The 17,164-nt window shown below is 68.3% G+C and carries 15 protein-coding genes; 4 read left to right on the forward strand and 11 right to left on the reverse strand.

The window, feature by feature from the left end; all coding sequences use genetic code 11:
- Nucleotides 1–40: 40 nt before the first annotated feature.
- The 3 genes from KHP16_RS03460 (at nt 41) to KHP16_RS03470 (ending at nt 3,712) form a co-directional block, all read left to right on the forward strand.
- Nucleotides 41–949, forward strand: coding sequence for a Bug family tripartite tricarboxylate transporter substrate binding protein (locus tag KHP16_RS03460; protein WP_109582747.1), 909 nt, complete (start codon nt 41–43; stop codon nt 947–949).
- A gap of 33 nt (nt 950–982) precedes the next feature.
- On the forward strand, nt 983–2,509 hold the full coding sequence (locus KHP16_RS03465) for an amidase (protein WP_211959576.1): 1,527 nt from the start codon (nt 983–985) through the stop codon (nt 2,507–2,509).
- A 147-nt stretch (nt 2,510–2,656) separates the two neighbouring features.
- Nucleotides 2,657–3,712 carry a porin gene (locus tag KHP16_RS03470; protein ID WP_211959577.1) on the forward strand — a complete coding sequence of 352 codons (1,056 nt, stop codon included), beginning with the start codon at nt 2,657–2,659 and terminating at the stop codon, nt 3,710–3,712.
- Nucleotides 3,713–3,770: 58 nt separating this feature from the next.
- Here the strand turns inward: KHP16_RS03470 and KHP16_RS03475 are convergent, their stop codons facing one another.
- The 11 genes from KHP16_RS03475 to KHP16_RS03525 all read right to left on the reverse strand — a co-directional run bounded on the left by KHP16_RS03475 (nt 3,771) and on the right by KHP16_RS03525 (nt 15,682).
- On the reverse strand, nt 3,771–4,856 hold the full coding sequence (locus KHP16_RS03475) for an ABC transporter ATP-binding protein (RefSeq protein ID WP_211959578.1): 1,086 nt from the start codon (nt 4,854–4,856) through the stop codon (nt 3,771–3,773).
- The gene (locus KHP16_RS03480; RefSeq protein ID WP_244835627.1) at nt 4,853–5,926 is read right to left on the reverse strand and encodes an ABC transporter ATP-binding protein; all 1,074 of its coding nucleotides are present in this window, start codon (nt 5,924–5,926) and stop codon (nt 4,853–4,855) included. The genes KHP16_RS03475 and KHP16_RS03480 overlap by 4 nt, the downstream gene beginning before the upstream one ends.
- A 2-nt stretch (nt 5,927–5,928) precedes the next feature.
- Complete coding sequence (locus KHP16_RS03485; protein ID WP_109581775.1) at nt 5,929–6,807, reverse strand: ABC transporter permease; 879 nt, start codon at nt 6,805–6,807, stop codon at nt 5,929–5,931.
- On the reverse strand, nt 6,804–7,802 hold the full coding sequence (locus tag KHP16_RS03490; RefSeq protein WP_211959580.1) for an ABC transporter permease: 999 nt from the start codon (nt 7,800–7,802) through the stop codon (nt 6,804–6,806). Before KHP16_RS03490 ends, KHP16_RS03485 begins: the two co-directional genes overlap by 4 nt.
- 4 nt (nt 7,803–7,806) lie before the next feature.
- Nucleotides 7,807–9,453, reverse strand: coding sequence for an ABC transporter substrate-binding protein (locus tag KHP16_RS03495; RefSeq protein ID WP_211959581.1), 1,647 nt, complete (start codon nt 9,451–9,453; stop codon nt 7,807–7,809).
- 61 nt (nt 9,454–9,514) lie between these two features.
- Nucleotides 9,515–10,699, reverse strand: a complete 1,185-nt coding sequence (locus KHP16_RS03500) for a c-type cytochrome (RefSeq protein WP_211959582.1) — start codon at nt 10,697–10,699, stop codon at nt 9,515–9,517.
- A 21-nt stretch (nt 10,700–10,720) separates the two neighbouring features.
- Nucleotides 10,721–11,626 carry an ABC transporter ATP-binding protein gene (locus KHP16_RS03505; RefSeq protein WP_211959583.1) on the reverse strand — a complete coding sequence of 302 codons (906 nt, stop codon included), beginning with the start codon at nt 11,624–11,626 and terminating at the stop codon, nt 10,721–10,723.
- On the reverse strand, nt 11,620–12,669 hold the full coding sequence (locus tag KHP16_RS03510) for an ABC transporter permease (protein ID WP_211959584.1): 1,050 nt from the start codon (nt 12,667–12,669) through the stop codon (nt 11,620–11,622). The genes KHP16_RS03505 and KHP16_RS03510 overlap by 7 nt, the downstream gene beginning before the upstream one ends.
- 14 nt (nt 12,670–12,683) lie before the next feature.
- On the reverse strand, nt 12,684–13,691 hold the full coding sequence (locus KHP16_RS03515; RefSeq protein ID WP_109581769.1) for an ABC transporter substrate-binding protein: 1,008 nt from the start codon (nt 13,689–13,691) through the stop codon (nt 12,684–12,686).
- A 51-nt stretch (nt 13,692–13,742) separates the two neighbouring features.
- Entirely contained in the window at nt 13,743–14,582 is an 840-nt protein-coding gene (locus KHP16_RS03520) for a class II aldolase/adducin family protein (RefSeq protein WP_109581768.1), read from the reverse strand.
- Between the two features lie 2 nt (nt 14,583–14,584).
- Nucleotides 14,585–15,682: an LLM class flavin-dependent oxidoreductase gene (locus KHP16_RS03525; protein WP_211959972.1), complete on the reverse strand. Its 1,098-nt coding sequence runs from the start codon at nt 15,680–15,682 to the stop codon at nt 14,585–14,587.
- A gap of 222 nt (nt 15,683–15,904) precedes the next feature.
- Between KHP16_RS03525 and KHP16_RS03530 the strand changes: the two genes are divergently transcribed.
- Complete coding sequence (locus KHP16_RS03530; protein WP_109581767.1) at nt 15,905–17,158, forward strand: acyl-CoA dehydrogenase family protein; 1,254 nt, start codon at nt 15,905–15,907, stop codon at nt 17,156–17,158.
- Nucleotides 17,159–17,164 lie beyond the last annotated feature (6 nt).

A 17,164-nucleotide genomic window follows, 5' to 3' on the forward strand; every position in this document is an offset into this window, starting at 1 on the left:
GGCGCTCGCGTGCGGCGTTGCGCTGATGGCCGGCGGTGCGATGGCGCAGGCGTACCCCTCGAAGCCGATCCAGCTGGTGATTCCGTTTCCGCCCGGCGGCGCGACCGACGTGATCGGCCGACTCGTCGGAAAGAAGCTCGGCGAGAAGCTGGGCCAGTCCGTGGTCATCGACAACCGTCCCGGCGCCGGGACGATCGTCGGGGCGGGCTTCGCCGCGAAGGCGGCGCCCGATGGCTACACGCTGTTCCTGAGCTCGGGCACCACGTTCACGGTGAACCCCGCCATCCATCCGAAACTGCCTTACGATCCGGTGAAGAGCTTCGAGCCGATCGGCCTGACGGGCCGCACGGGCCTGATCCTGCTGGCGAACCGCGACGTGCCCGTCAACGACCTGAAGCAGCTGGTTGCGTCGGCCAAGGCCGCGCCGGGCAAGTATTCGTATGGCACGTTCGGTGCCGGCACCACCGCGCAGTTCGCGGGCGAGATGCTGTTCAACCTCGCGGGCATCAAGCTGCTGCACGTGCCGTACAAGGGTAGCGCGCCCGCGATGACCGACCTGATCGGCGGGCAGATTCCGTTCACGATCGACACGGTCGCGGCCGCGATTCCGCAGGTGCGGGGCGGCAAGGTCAAGGCGATCGCCGTGACCACCGCCAAGCGCTCGCAACTGCTGCCGAACGTGCCGACGGTGGCCGAAGCCGGCTATCCGGGCCTGGATGCCGACACCTGGCTCGCGCTCGTCGCGCCGCGCGGCCTGCCTGCCGACGTGAAGCAGAAGCTCGAAGGCGCGCTGGCCGCCGCGATGGCCGATGCCGATACGCGCAAGCAATTGCTGGACGCGGGCTTCGAGCCGTCGTATGCGAATGGCGCCGCCGTGTCCGCGTTGATCGCTCGCGAACTGCCGTTGATGCGCGCCACGGCGCAGCGTGCCAATATCACGGCCGATTGATATCACGGCCCATAACCCATGGAGACAAACGCAATGACCCAGCAGGAAACGCTCGTATCGCGCTCGGCCGTCGAGCTGCGCCGGATGATCGGCAGCAAGGAGATCTCGCCGGTCGAGCTGCTCGATGCCTGCATCGCACGCATCGAAGCCGTGAACCCGTTCCTGAACGCGGTGACGGCCACATGCTACGACCGCGCCCGGGAAGAGGCGCGGGCCGCCGAGCGCGCGGTGCTCGCGGGCGCGCCGCTGGGCCTGCTGCACGGGCTGCCGCTCGGCGTGAAGGATCTTGAGGCGACGGCGGGCCTGCTGACCACGTATGGCTCGCCGATGTATCGCGACAACGTGCCTGCCGAGGACAACGTGCTGGTGGCCCGGCTGCGCGCGGCGGGTGCGATCGTGACGGGCAAGACCAATATCCCGGAGATGGGCGCGGGCGCGAATTCGCGTAACGACGTGTGGGGCGCCACGGGCAACCCATTCGATCCGCGCCTGAACGCGGGCGGCTCATCGGGCGGTTCCGCAGCGGCGCTCGCGGCCGACCTGCTGCCCGTGTGCACGGGCTCCGATACCGGCGGCTCGCTGCGGATTCCGGCGGCCAAATGCGGTGTGGTCGGATTCCGTCCGTCGCCGGGCGTGGTGCCGAGCTCGCGCAAGCTGCTCGGCTGGACGCCGATCTCGGTGGTCGGGCCGATGGGACGCACCGTGGCCGACGCGTGCCTGCAGCTTGCCGCATCGGCGGGCGTGTCCGCTTCGGATCCGCTGACATACGCGCTCGACCCGATGTCGTTCCTCGTGCCGATGCCGATGGACCTCGGCCGGCTGCGCGTCGCCTATACCGAGGACTTCGGCTGCTGCGATGTCGACAACGATATCCGCCGCGTCTTCCGCGAGAAGATCGCCGCGATGCGACACCTGTTCCGCAGCTGCGACGAGGTGAGCATGGACCTCGGCGACGCGCACAAGTGTTTCGACGTGCTGCGTGCGGAGAGCTTCGTCGCCAGCACGCGCGAGGCCTACGAGCGAGATCCGTCGAAGCTCGGGCCTAACACGCGCGCGAACTACGAGATCGGCGCGCGCATGTCGCTCCTCGACAGCTCGTGGGCCCAGAGCGAGCAGACACGCATCCTCCATCGCTTCCAGCAGCTCTATCGCGACTACGACGTGATCCTGTCGCCGACCACGCCGGTCTCCCCATTCCCCTGGACGTCCCTCTACGCGGAGTCGATCAATGGCGTGAAGCAGGAGAACTACTACCGCTGGCTCGCGCCGACGTATGTGGTCACCCTGACGACGCACCCGGCGCTGTCGCTGCCCTGCGGGCTCGATCACGCGGGCATGCCCTTCGGCTTGCAGATCGTCGGCGGCTTCCGCCAGGATCGCGAGACGCTGGGTGTCGCCCATGCGCTCGAGCAGGCGTTCGCCGCCTCCCCCGCGTTGCGTCGTCCGTTGCCCGATATCGGCAAGCTGGGCCCCGTCGAGCCGTCGCTGAAGTCGATCGTGACGGCGCCGCCCGTGCTGGACGCGCGCGTGGGGCAGGGCGTGTCCGCGTCGGCGGTGTAATCGGGACGTCCGTGCGTGGGATTTTTGCGACAGCGCGCGCGGACGCTAAAACCGTTTCCGTTTTAGCATGCGGTCTGCTTGAATGAGCTAGGGGGCACCTGCCAGTGCCCCCGGCTGCTACCGCATTGCTTCAGGGGAACGACAAGAATGAGAACCGTCATCCGATCGGTCGCGGGTGCCTGCTGCCTGTTTGCCGCGCAGGGCGCCCTCGCGCAGTCGAGCGTCACGCTCTACGGCATTCTCGATGGCAGCGTGGAAGCGGTGACGCATTCCCCGGGCGGCAATGGCGGGACGGCCGTGCGCGTGGCCTCCGACAACATGTCGTCGAACCGGTGGGGCCTGCGTGGGGTGGAAGATCTCGGCGGCGGCATGCGCGCGCTATTCACGCTGGAGAGCGGCTTCACGATCGACAACGGGCTGTCCGCGCAGGGCAATCGGCTGTTTGGCCGCATGGCCTACGTCGGGCTCCAGAACCAGTTTGGTGCGGTCACGCTCGGCCGCCAGCAAACCGCCATCTACGATCTGTTCGCCGCGTTCGATCCGTATGGCGTGCCCGCGCGCTATTCGCTGGTCTCGGCGGATGCCGCGTTCAACGGCCGTGCCGACAACATGGTCAAGTACACGGGCAAGTTCGGCGGGCTGACGGCGATCGGCTACTACAGCTTTGGCCGCAACAACGATGGCGAAGTCCCGGGCTCGCCCGAGACCTCGCGCGACGTGGGCGGTGGCCTGGGCTATAACATCGGCAATCTTCAACTCGGCCTCGCTTACGACCAGTATCAGGGGAATACCGAGGCGACGCGGCAGCGCAATGCCAAGCGCTTCGCCGCGGGCGCGAACTACGCGTTCGGGCAGCTCAAGGTGTTTGGCGGCTATCGCTGGCTGCAGGATCAGGGCGCGGACAGCCCCGCGGCGACGGGACTGCGCACCAACCTGTACTGGGTCGGCGCGACCTACAACGTGACGGGCGCGATCCAGTTGCTGGGCGGCGTGTATTACACCGACCAGCGTCATGGCAATCAGGATCCATGGCTGGCCATCGTCGGCGCCGACTATTCGTTCTCCAAGCGCACCGATGTCTACACCAAGGTGGCCTTTTCGCGGAACCGCGGCGGTTCGTCGATCGGTGTCGGCGGCGTGGGCACCGCGGTGCCGGACGAGAACCAGACCGCGGTGACGATCGGCGTCCGGCATCGGTTCTGATGCGCGGGCGGCCGCGCGCGGGCATTGTCCAACGCTATGCGGCCCCCTATGCAGCTCCCTACGCGGCCGCCAGGTGGCAGGCCACCCCATGGGCTGGCGTATCCGTGTGCGGGGTCTTGTGGAAGACGATCTCCCGCAGCGCCGGCGCTTCGTCGCGGCAGCGTTGCTCGGCAAGCGGGCAGCGTGGATGGAAGCGGCAGCCCGAGGGCGGGGCGAGCGGACTGGGCAATTCCCCTTCGATGACAGGCCGCGTCTCGATACGCGGCTGGGCATGCGTGCCGGCGCGGACCACCGGTGCGGCGGCCATGAGCGCGCGTGTGTAGGGGTGGCGCGGGTTGTCCCACACGGCGTCGCGCGGACCGTATTCGACGATCTGCCCGAGGTACATCACCGCGATGCGATCCGACATGTGGCGCACGACGGAGAGGTCGTGCGAAATGAACAGGTATGCGATGCCGAGGGAGGCGCGCAGGTCGAGCAGCAGGTTCAGCACCTGCGCGCGGATCGATACGTCCAATGCGGAGACCGCTTCGTCGCAGACGATGATGTCGGGCGACAGCATCAGTGCGCGCGCGATGGCGACGCGCTGGCGCTGGCCGCCGGATAGCTCGTGCGGCAATCGGGTCGCCATGTCTGTGCGCAGGCCCACACGTTCCAGCATCTCGTGCACCTGTGCGCGCCGCTCGCTGGCATTGCCGCGACGATGCACGATCAGCGGCTCCTCGAGCGCGCGGCCGATGGTCACGCGCGGGTTCAGGGAGGCGGCGGGGTCCTGAAACACCATCTGGATGCGCTCGCGCAGTGGTGCGAGCTGGCGGCCCGCGCGTTGCGCGATGTCTTCGCCGTCCAACAGCACCTCGCCTTCATCGGCGGGCGTCAGGCGCATGACCACGCGCGCGATCGTCGATTTTCCGCAGCCGCTCTCGCCAACGAGCCCCAGCGTCTCGCCGCGCCGCACGTCGAGCGAAACCCCATCGAGCGCGCGCACGGTGCCGCCGTCGGTGCGGTAGTGGCGGGAGACGTTACGGAGGGAGACGAGGGGGGTGGCCGCGTCCGCTACCTCGGCGGCCGTATCGGCCGCGCTGGCGGACGATGCGGTGGGCGATGCGGCGGACGATGCGATGGGCGATGCGGTGGCGATCATGCGGTCACCTCGGCGCGCGCGTGGGCCCTGCCGGCCGAGGCTGGCGTGGTGGGTTGCCTTGCGGCGGCGTCTCCACGCGGCGCGCGGTGGAGGGTCGCTTCGGCCGGCACGATCGGCGCGTGGCACGCGAGCTGGCCCGCGCCATGCGCCACGAGGGCGGGCGCCGCCTGCGCGCACACCGGCCGCGCGTGCGCGCACCGCGGCGCGAAGGCGCAGCCGGGCGGCATGGCGGACAACGGCGGGACCGTGCCCGGAATCTCGGGCAGTCGGCTCCCCGGCGTCAGCGCGTCGATGGCCTGCGAGGCGAGCAGGCCTGCGGTGTAAGGATGCGCGGGCCGCGCGAGCAGCGTGCCGACATCGCCCTGTTCGATGATGCGTCCCGCATACATGACCGCCGCGCGGTCCGCGGTTTCCGCGACCACGCCAAGGTCGTGCGTGATCAGCAGCAGCGCCATACCCGTCTCGCGCTGCAGACGCTTGAGCAAGGCGAGAATCTGCGCCTGCGTCGTGACGTCGAGCGCGGTGGTCGGCTCGTCGGCGATCAGCAAATCGGGCTCGCCCGCGAGCGCGATCGCGATCATCGCGCGCTGCCGCATGCCGCCCGACAACTGATGCGGAAAATCCCGCGCCCGTTCGCGCGGCGAAGGCATGCGCACCTGTTCGAGCAACGCGATCGTCCGCGCCTCCGCCTCCGCGCGGGTCACGCGCCGGTGCAGGCGAATCGCCTCGACGATCTGGTCGCCAATGCGCATGACGGGATTGAGCGCCGACATCGGCTCCTGGAAGATCATCGCGATACGATCGCCGCGGATCGCCCGCATGCGGGCATCGCCGAGCGACAGCAGATCGATGCCATCGAACCAGGCCTCGCCGGCCGTCACGCGTGCGCCACGGCGCGGCAGCAGCCGCAGCAGCGAGCATGCCGTCACCGACTTGCCGGAGCCGCTCTCGCCAACCAGCGCCAGCGTCTCGCCGCGTTCGACGGTCAGCGAGACGTCGCGCACGGCGGTGACCGTCCCGGTCGCGGTATCGAAGGTAGTGCGCAGACCGCGCACATCGAGCAATGGCATGGTCATCCCTTCCGTTGCCGCAGATGCGGATTGAGCGCGTCGTTGAGCCCCTCGCCCACAAGGTTGAATGCGAGCACCGTGAGCACGATCGCAAGACCCGGCAGCGCGCAGATGTACCAGGCGTCGGCCACCTGCTCTCGCCCGCTGCCGATGATCGTGCCCCAGCTCATCACGTTCGGATCGCCGAGGCCAAGAAAGGATAGCGACGCCTCCGTCTGGATCGCGGTGGCGACCGTCAACGTCGCCATGGCGATGACCGGCGGCAATGCGTTGGGCAGGATCTGCGTGAGGATGATGCGCGCATGCCCCATGCCGATCGTTTCCGCGGCGAGCACGAACTCCCGTTCGCGCAGCGACAGGAACTCCGCGCGCACGAGCCGCGCGGTAGATGGCCACGAGACGACGCCAATCGCAAGCACCACCGTCGTGACGGATGGCTTGAAGATCGCCACGAGCACGACGGCCAGCACGAACTTCGGGACCGTCTGGAACAGTTCGGTCAGCCGCATGAGGGCGGTATCGATCGGACCACGGAAGTAGCCGCCGATTGCCCCGACCGCGATGCCGAGCGTCGCGGAGAGCGCCGTGCTGACGAGGCCGATCAGCAGCGAGACGCGCGCCCCGGAGGCGAGCCCCGTGGCAAGGTCGCGTCCCATAAAGTCGGTGCCCAGTGGATGCGCCGGATCGTCGCCGGGCCACAGCATCGGCGCGCCGGCCATCTCCCACGGATCGCCGGGATAAAGCAGCGGGCCGAACGCGGCCAGCAGCACAATGGCGGCAAGCAGCAGCAGACCGACGGACAGCGTGGGATGCCGCCGCACGAACGCGAGTCCCGGCAGCCGGCGCTGCCGCGTTGGAGCGGGATGCGCAATGGTGTTCATGCCCGGCCTCCCGCATGAGTGATGGACACGCGCGGGTCGATCGCGGCGTAGAGCAGATCCACGACGATGTTGACGAGCGTCACGAGCAGCGAACTCAGCAGCAGGATGCCGAGCAACAGATTGAAATCGCGCGCGAGCACGGACTCGAAAGCCAGACGGCCAAGGCCAGGCCAGCTGAAGACAGATTCCACGAGCACCGCGCCGCTCAGCAGCGAGCCGACCTGATAGCCCGCCATCGTCACGAGCGGCAGCAGCGCGTTGCGCAGCGCGTGGGCCAGCGTCACGCGGACCTCGCCCGCGCCCTTGGCGCGCGCCGTGCGCACGAAGTCCGCGCCATCGAGCTCCAGCATGGCGGTGCGCACGAGCCGCGCATAGACCGCGAGGTAGAACGTCGCGAGCGTGCAGGTCGGCATGATCGCGTGCCGCGCGACGTCGAGCACGTAGGCGAGGCCCCGATGACCCGCGCCCACGTCGACCATGCCGCCGGATGGCAACCAGCCGAGGCGCGCGGAGAACAGCACGATCGCCATCAGGCCAAGCCAGAACGTCGGCATGGCATAGGCGACCAGCGCGGTCATCGAGATCACGCGATCGGGCCAGCGATGGACCCAGACCGCGCTGATCACGCCGAACACGATGCCCAGCGCGAGGGCGAGCGTCATCGCGAGCGCCATCAGCAGCAGCGTCGCGGGCAGGCGTTGCATGATCAGGTCGAAGACCGGCAGGTTCTGCCGGTACGAGAATCCCAGATCGAGCGTGGCCACATTGCCGAGGTAATGCACGAGCTGCAGCCACACCGGCTGGTCGAGGCCGAAGCTCGCGCGCAGCTGCGCCATGGTCTCCGGCGTGGCCGCGCCCGCCTCGCCCGCGAGCACGTCCACCACGTCGCCGGGCGCGAGCTGCAGGATGAGGAAGTTGAGCAGCGCGATGCCGACAACAACGGGCACCACCTGCAGCAGCCGCCGGCGCAGGAAGACGATGACGCGCGATCGCATGACGTCAGGCCTTTGGCGCGAGCCATGCGTCGGCATACGACGCGAACAGGCCGTCGCCCTGCGGCGTGGTCTTGTGGAAGCGCGCGCTGGACACGGTGACCCACGTCTGCTCGACGAGGTCCAGCACCGGCACGTCGTCCTGCACGATCTGCTGCCACGTCTTGATCAGCGCCTTGCGCTTGGCGACGTCGGCCTCGCGGCCCGCGGCCTCCATGACGCGGTCGAGCTCGGGGTTCGAATAACCCGAGCCGTTGGTCCATGGCGCGCCCTTGATGATGTTTTTCGTCCAGAAGAGCCGCTGCACGCCGAGCGTGGGATCGGGCAGGCGGTGCAGGCTCGAGATCATCAGGTCGTAGTCCTGATCGGTGAACACGCGCCGCAGATAGGTGGCCGTGTCGCCGGCACGCAGTTCCACGTCCACGCCCACGCGCGCGAGCGACTGCTTGATGAACTCCGCGGGCCGGCTTGCCGTAACGCCGCCACCGCCATCGTAGTCGAGCGTGATGCGCAGGCGCTTGCCATCCGCGCCCGGCTTCAGGCCGGCTTCGTCGAGCAGCGCCTTGGCCTTGTTGACGTCGAAGGCATACTGCTTCGTCTCCGGCGAATAGTAGTTGACCACGGACGACGGCACGGGTCCGGTCGCCGGCTTGCCGTAGCCGAGGAATACGACCTTGAGCAGCGCGTTGCGGTCGATCGCATGGGCGAAGGCCTGCCGGACGCGCTTGTCCGCGAAATACGGCTTGCGGACGTTGAACTGCGTCAGGAAGATCGTGGCGAGGTAGCGGCCATCGTCGAGGTTGATGCGGTAGCGCTGCTTGTCCTGGAAGCGCGTGAGGTTCGACAGCGGAATGCTGGAACCCAGCGCGACGTCCAGCTCGCCAGCTTCGAGCGCCACGGTGCGCGCGGCCGCATCGGGGATAAACTTGAAGACCACGCCATCGAGATAGGGCTGGTCCTTCTGCCAGTAGTTCGGATTGCGTTCCAGCCTCACGTGGCTGCCCTTGACCCATTCCTTGAAGACGAACGGACCGGTGCCGATCGGTGCGTTGTTGACCGGGTTGCTGAGCACATCCTTGCCCTCATAGAGATGTTTGGGCAGGACCTGCGCGCCGTAGGTGTTGATGTAATTGATGAGGTAGGGTGCTGGCGACGACAGCCGGATGATCACCGTGTGCGGGTCGGGCGTGTCCACCGCCGTCACGTTGGCGAACGCGGCGCGGCCGAAAGGGTGCAGCGTCTTCCAGACTTCGAGCAGCGTGTAGCGGACGTCGGCGGCGGTGAAGTCCTTGCCGTCATGCCATTTGACGCCCTTGCGCAGGTAGAACGTCGTGGTCAGGCCATCGGCGGAGGTGTTCCACGAGGTGGCGAGCGCTGGCACGGGCTGCAGGTTCAGGTCGTACGCGACGAGGCCCTCGAGCACCTTGCTAGACACCTGACCGATGTTCATCGTGGTGATGAATGCGGAGGTGAGCAGTGTCGGTTCCGGCGAGACCGCAACGTTCAGGATGCCGCCGCGTATCGGCTTGGCGCTTTGAGTGTTTGCCTGGGCGAAGGCTTCGGCGGAGAACGGCAGGCCTAGCGAGAGCAGGGCGGTGGAAGTCAGGAAGTCGCGGCGGTCCATGTTGGCAGGTCGAGTGTCGAAGGCAGCCATCGATGGTAGGTGCGCCCCGCGCAGCCGGGAACGAAGAGTTTCGCGCTTGCTTATGCCCCGCTCAATGCACGAAGCCGCCTTTGACGAAGCGCACGGGCTCCGCGTCCATCTCGAGCACGAGCGCGGTGAGGTCCTGACGCACACCCGTGCCGCCACCGTCGCCAGCCTTGCATAGCAATGCGGCATCCTCCCCCGCGGCCGCGCGTGCGCGCAGCCAGCCGTCGCGGTCGCTCAGCAGCGTCATGCCCTCGATGCGCTCGATGCGCCGTTTCCCTTCGATGCCGGCGATTTGCGCGAACACGTCCCACGCGGCGGGCGATACAGCGGTGCAGGCCGCACGGAATTGCGGCACGTCCCGCAGCGGTCGTGCGTCGCGCGTGACGACGAGCGTCTGGAACCGGGGGTCTTCCAGCGGCAGCGTGTCGCGCCTGCCGTCGGCCAGCCCGTCGGCCAGTACCACGCGCACACGTTGCGCGCCACGCCATGCGGCAAGCGAACGAGGCGGGTCCTCACCGCACTGCACGGTGAGCTCGGGCAACCGCAACGGCACGGGCCAGCTGCCGAACACGATCGCGCCCGTGCGCGCGGACAGCACGCGCATGTAATCGAGCACGGCCCATGTGTCGCGGTCGTCGAGCTCGCCCGCGAAGGCGGGCATGGTGATCGCGCCGCGCGCGTCCCGCATGCCGTCGAGCACGTGCCAGAACATTTCCCCGTCGGCGCGGCGGCCGAGCAACGGGCTGACGATGGTGGGGGGCCAGCGGGTGAGCGTTTGCGCCAGCGGCCCTTCGCCACGGCCGTCGGCGCCATGGCAGGCGGCGCAGTGCGCGGCGTACACCTGCTCGCCGCGCGCGATCGTGCCGACGTCAAAGTTTGTAGGGCTGGTATGGAAGCTGGTGGGTACGGCCGGGCCGAGCACCAGCGAGGCGGACGGCCATGGGGCGATGACGAGCGCCAGGGCGCCGATGGCGAGCACCGGCAGACGCCTGCGTTTCCATGCGAGACTCAGCCCCACGGCCAACACCGCCACGACGATGGCGGCGAGGCACCACAGCAACTGGCGCGCGAGCCCGAGATCGATCAGCAGCGTTTCGCCCACGACCCGGCGCGCCCACGGCCACGCGGGCTGCCCATGGCTATCGCCGGTGAGGCCCAGCGCATGCCACAGACGCAGCAATCCGCGCTGCGCATGATCGATGGCGGCGAGCAGGGCGTTGAGCCACAACTGAGGCGGCGGCGCGTTCATCGCCCTGCGCCGCGGCGAACGCTACCAACTGGCATCGAGCCCCAGGTGGCGGAGGGCCTCGTGGCGGAGCTCGGTGAGGCGGGGGTCGCCGCGGTGGCGGGGGTAGGGAAGGTCTACCTTGAGCTCCGCCGTGATGCGCGCGGGGCGTTGGCTGAAGACGATCACGCGCTGGGCGAGGAACAAGGCCTCTTCCACATCGTGCGTCACGAGCAGCGCGGAGAAGCCCGAGCGTTGCCACAGTTCGACGAGTTCGCTCTGCATGGCCAGACGCGTGAGCGAGTCGAGCTTGCCGAGCGGTTCGTCGAGCACCAGCAGGCGCGGATCGTTCACCAGCGCACGGGCGAGCGCCACGCGCTGCGCCATGCCGCCCGAAAGCTGATGCGGAAAGGCGCGGTCGAACGCTTCCAGTCCGACACGCTTCAATGCCGCGTCGACGCGATGCCGTTGCTGCTTGACGATGCCCCGCGCCTGCAATCCGAGCGCAACGTTGTCCCACACGCGCCGCCACGGATACAGCGTCGGGTCCTGGAACACGACGATGCGCGACGGATCGGGCGCCGTGATCGGCGTGCCGTCCTGAAGAATGTCGCCTTCGACGGGCGTCTCCAGCCCGGCCACGAGCCGCAGCAGCGTCGACTTGCCGCAGCCGCTGGGACCCAGCAACGCGACGAATTCGCCGGGCGCGACCGAGAGGTTGACGTCCTCGAGCACGGGCAGGCGGCCCGCGCCGTCGCCGAAGGCATGGCTGACGTTGCGGATGTCGATGCGCGCGCCGATGGCCGGGGCCGCGCCTTGCGGATGCCCGATGGCGGGCGCAACCCCGCGCGCAACCCCGGGCGCAACCCCCGGCGCAACCCCCGGCGCAACCCCCGGCGCGGGCGCGCGCGATGCGGGCGTCGCCGCTTGAGCGATGACAGGCGTTACCATTTGACCGTCCCCTTCTGCCACGACAACGCCCGGTCCCGCACGACGAACAGCAACGTGATGACGCCGGAGAAGAGCAGCGCCATCACGATCAGCGCCGCATACATGTTGACGTACGAGGCCCACCCCTGCGCCCACGTCAGATACCAGCCCAGGCCCGACTTGACGCCCATCATCTCCGCGGTGACGAGCACCGAGAACGAGGCGCCAAGGCCCATGAAGAGCCCGACGAACACCTGCGGCAGCGCGGCCGGAATGGCCACGCGCAACACGAGAAACCAGCCCGACGCGCCCAGCGTGCGCGCCACGTCGTAGTAGCTCTTGTTGACGCTCGCGACACCGGACCACGTGAGCACCGCCACCGGAAACGCGGTGGCCAGCGCGATCAGGAACACGGCGGCGGAGTAGCTCGACGGGAAGAAGTAGAACGTAAGCGGCAGCAGCGCCGTGGAGGGCAACGGGCCAAGCACGCGCAGCACGGGATGCACCCAATAGCCGATGCGCCGCGACCAGCCGATCGACACGCCGATCAGGAAGCCCACCACGCCGCCCCATGCGACGCCAAACGCCAGCAGCCGAAGCGTGTTGATCACGCTGTCGCCCAGCCGCTTCCAGTCGTCGATATACACCTCGATCAGCGCCTGCGGCGGCGCGAAGAATGGCGTGGGCAGCGTGGCGGTCTTGGCGGTGAGGAATTCCCACGCGGCCAGCACCACGGGCACGGCAACGAGCCAGGGACCGGCGACGTGCAGCGCCGCCACCGCGCGCTGCGGCGCATTGCGCGTGGCAGGGTGACTCCCGGTGTTGCCGAGGATCGCCACCAGCGCGATGAACGCGGCCACGACGAGCGCCGCGATGCCAAGCTCGTTCGTGTAGGCCCAGTCGCTGAAGCCCACGACATGGTTGGGCCATTGCCATGTCAGGAGGCCGAACGCGGCCCATGTTGTGGCGGCGAGCAGGCCGGTTTTCCACAAGCGCGCGCGACCCCTTGCGGGGGCAAGCGGCTGTGCAAGCGAAGGCTGCAATGCCGGTTGACTCGTCGTCATCGAATTACTCCATGTCAGCCAAGGACGTTCGCGTAGACATGCTGTGCCAGACGTTTGGTATCGGTCGTTTTCTTCAGCACGCCAATCCGCTGGAAATCCTGCGCGAAGAACGCGATCTCTTCCTGCAGGTCGGTACCCGTGGGATGGTGCGTATAGGTCAGCGTCGAGTACAGCTTGCGCAGATCGCTCGGATCGATCTTCGGCGAATACTTCGCGAAGATCTTGGCCGCTTCGTTCGGATTCTCGTTGACGAAGTCCGTCGCCTGCACGATCGACCGCGCGAGCGCCGCTGCCGCGGGACGGTCATTGCGCACGAGTTCCCCGCGCGCGCCGATCACGCAGCACACCTTGCGCGCGTATTCGCCGGTGAGGTTGGTGGCGAGCTCGACGTATGCGCCGTTCGTGCGCTTCTCGAGCAGATACAGGTTCGGATCGCCATCCGCGATCGCCTGGATCTCGCCCTTGTCCACGGCCACGCCGAGCAGGTCAGCCGGGTACTGGCGCCATGTGATATCGCGATCGGGATCGATGCCGTTCTTCGCCAGCAGGATCGTGAAGAAGTGCTTGCCCGGCGCGGCGAGGTCGCTCACGCCGACAGTCTTGCCCTTCAGCGCCTGGAGGTTCGTCACCCCGGCGGCCTTCGCGCCGACCAGCCGCACGCAACCGCCGTGGGAGCTGCCGATGATCTTCACGTCGAAGCCGGCTTCCAGCGGCTTGAGCCAGCGGTGGATCATGCCGACCGCGGCATCGGCCTTGCCCGTCGCGATCGACTCCAGCAGCTGGTCCGTCGAACCGCTGTAGTTGATCAGGTCCACCTGCAGACCGTTCTTCTCGAAGAAGCCCCGCTCCTGCGCCGCCACGATGGGCGTGAGGCAGAACGAGTTCTGGTTCCACGCGAACGTCAGCTTGCGCGGCGCGGACCAGGCCTTGCGGCCCAGGATCAATGCGGGTGCCGCGATGGCGGCGGCGCCGGCGGCGCGCAGCACACGACGGCGCCCATCGGCAGGATGGCTCTGGCTCATGATTTCACTCCCCGTGATGGAATTGTTGGTGTCGATAGTCGGTCGAGCAGATCAGTCGAGCAGATCGGGCTCCGCGGCGACCAGTCCCGCGTACAGGCTCTCGAATGCATGCAACGACCCCTCGTTGCCTCCGACCTGTCCATGCGTATGCCGCGCGGTGGCCTCGTCGATCGGCTGCGGTGTCCCCGCGGCCTCGGCGAGCAGTTGCGTATGCGCGGCGTTCTCGAGCGCGATGTACCACCATGCGGTCGCCTCGACCGTCGGGCCCGCGGTGAGGATGCCGTGGTTCTTGAGGATCGCGCCCTTGTAGGTCTTGCCGTCGCCCTTGTCCAGCGCGCGCGCGATGCGGTTGCCCTCGGTGTCGTCCACGACCATGCCGTGGAATTCGTCGTAGAGCGCGTGATCCTCGAAGAACGAGCAGGAGTCCTGCGTCAATGGGTCGAGCTTTCGGCCGAGCGTGGACCACGCCTTGCCATACGTCGAGTGCGTATGCGCGGCGGCCACGACATGCGGATGCGCCTCGTGGATCGCGGCATGGATGGCGAACGCGGCCTTGTTGAGCGGGCGATCGCCGATGACGGTCTCTCCGCGCGCATTCACAAGCAGGAGGTCCGAGACGCGGATGCGCGAGAAATGCAGTCCGAGCGGATTGACCCAGAAATGGTCCGTCAGCTCGGGATCGCGCGCGGTGATATGACCGGCGAGGCCGAGGTCGAAACCATGGCGCGCGAAGATGCGGAATGCGCCGGCGAGCCGCTCCTGACGGTGGCGGCGCTCCGCCTCCACGGTCGGGCGCGGGGGCACGGGGTCGAAGAAGAACTTCTGCTTCGGTTCGGCGTTGAAGCGCGCGGAGAAAGGCTCACCACGCTGGATGGGAAGGACGGCGCTCATGATCAGGCCGCCTTCTGCGCGCGATCCGCCTCGCGCTGCGCGACGAGTTCGCGCACACGCGGAATGAGCTCGCGGCCATAGTCGACCACGTCCTCGAGCGGATCGAACCCGCGGATCAGGAACGTGGTCACGCCAAGGTCGTAGTAGGCAAGCAGCGCCTGCGCGACCTGCTCGGGCGTGCCGACCAGACCCGTCGAGTTCGAACGTCCGCCGGTCTCGCGGGCGATCGCGGTCCAGAGGCACTGATCGACGCGATCGCCGCGCTCCGCCGCGGCAAGCAGGCGGCGCGCGCCTTCGCTCTGCTGCGGGCCGCCTCGGCTATAACCGGCCTGCACACGCAGCGCACGCGTGCGTTCGAGGATGTTCTCCGCGCGCGCCCAGGCTTTGGCTTCGGTGTCCGCCAGCACGGGCCGGAACGAGATCGAGAACTGCACGTCGCGGCCATGGGTGGCGGCCTCCGCGCGCACGCGCGTGGTGAGTTCGCGCACCTGGTCCAGCGATTCCCCCCACAGCGCGTAGACATCCGCGTGCTTGCCCGCGACCGGAATCGCGGCATCCGACGCGCCACCGAAGAAGATCGGCACGTGCGGCTTCTGCGCGGGCTTGACCTCGGAGAAGCCGTTGCGGAAGCGGTAATAGGTCCCTTCGTGGTCGAACGGCCTGGACTCGGTCCAGATGCGGCGCAGGATGCCAAGGTACTCGTCCGTGCGCGCGTAGCGTTCGTCGTGGTTCAGGTAATCTCCGTCGCGTTGCTGTTCGTCGTCGGAACCGCCCGAGATGAAGTGGACGCCGAGGCGGCCGCCGCTGAACTGATCGAGTGTCGCGATCTGGCGCGCGGCCAGCGTCGGCGATGTGAAGCCCGGACAATGCGCGAGCATGAAGTGCACGCGCTCGGTCTGCGTGGCCGCATACGAGATGGTGAGCGTGGCGGAGGGACCCGTGGAATGATGCGGCACGAGAATGCGGTCGAAGCCGGCCTGCTCATGGGCCTGCGCGAAGGCGCGCACGTAGTCGCGATCGACGACGGGGCCATCCGGATTGGGCGGATGGATCTCCGACGTCTTCTGACTCTGAATCATGCCGATAAAGTTGACACCCACGGTCATCTGTCTCTCCTGAGGGGAATGCGGACTGACCGAAAACGTACGTCATGGCGCGGCGCGGCAGAAGGAAGAAAAATGCGCGTGCTTATGTGCGAAACCTGCGCATGCATATGAATGCGCGCCGCGCATGCTTATGCGAACTTCGTCGTTAGGCCGGCGGGGCCCGCGCGATACGCTGTGACGTTTCACGCTAGCCGCCCGGGCCACGGGCCTCATCGCATGTCCACCGTTCTCCTGCGTGCCGATGCCTTCGCGGGTGCACCTTTCTCCAGCGCGCCGCTCTCCGGCACAGCCATCGCCGAGGACCGGCTGGCGGCCATCACCGCGCGCCTGGCCGCCAACGCCGCGACACACGACGCCAGTGGGGCGTTCCCGCACGACAACTTCGCGCTGCTGCATGCGGAGGGCCTCATCGCGCAGGTGGTGCCGCGCGAGCACGGCGGCGGCGGCGCGAGCCTGTCCGAGGCGCGTCGCATCGTGGCGGCCGTGGCGCGCGGCGATGCCGCCACGGCACTCGTGCTGACGATGACCTACCTGCAGCACAGGGCGATCGGCCGCCGCGATGCGCATTGGCCCGACCCGGTGCGCCGCGAGGTCTTCGCCACCGCGGTGGAGCACGGTGCGCTGATCAACGCGCTGCGCGTCGAACCCCAGCTGGGCTCGCCCGCGCGCGGCGGTCTGCCCGCCACCATCGCGCGCCGCGTGGAGGATGGCTGGCGCGTGAGCGGCCACAAGCTCTACACGACCGGCATCCCCGCGCTGCGGTGGCTGTCGGTGTGGGCCCGTACCGACGAGCCGGAGCCGCGCGTCGGCATCTTCCTCGTGCCCGGGCCCGCCGCGGGCCTGGAGAACATTCGCGGCAACATCACGATCGTCGAAAGCTGGAACCATCTCGGCCTGCGCGCCTCGGGCAGCCACGAGGCCGTGATCGACGACGTATGGATTCCCGCGGCGCACGCGGTCGATGTGCGCGCGCCGGCGGCGTGGGCGCCGGCCGGCGCCAGTCAGGCCGATATCGACGCCAACGCCGATCAGCAGGCGTGGATGATCGTGCTGCTGGGCAGCCTCTACGATGCGGTCGCGCGGGCGGGCTTCGACTGGCTGCGCGGCTTTCTGCGCGCCCGCGCGCCCGGCAGTCTCGGCGCGCCGCTGGCATCGCTGCCGCGCGTGCAGGAACATGCGGGCGAAATCGCCGCGCTGCTGCGCACCAACGCGGTGCTGCTCGACGCGGCCGCCGCGGACGCCGATCGGGGCGCGCCCGGCACGGCGCAGGACAGCGGCCTGTTGAAATTCACCGTCACGGGCAACGCGATCCGCGCGCTGGAACTCGCGCTCCAGTTGTCCGGCAATCACGGCCTCAGCCGCAACAATCCGCTCGAACGTCACTATCGCGACGTGCTCTGCAGCCGCATCCACACGCCGCAGAACGATTCGATCCTCGTCGCGGCCGGCCGCGAGGCGCTGGAGGCTTGAATATGG

This window comes from Cupriavidus plantarum, assembly GCF_905397285.1.
Classification (GTDB): Bacteria; Pseudomonadota; Gammaproteobacteria; order Burkholderiales; family Burkholderiaceae; genus Cupriavidus; species Cupriavidus plantarum.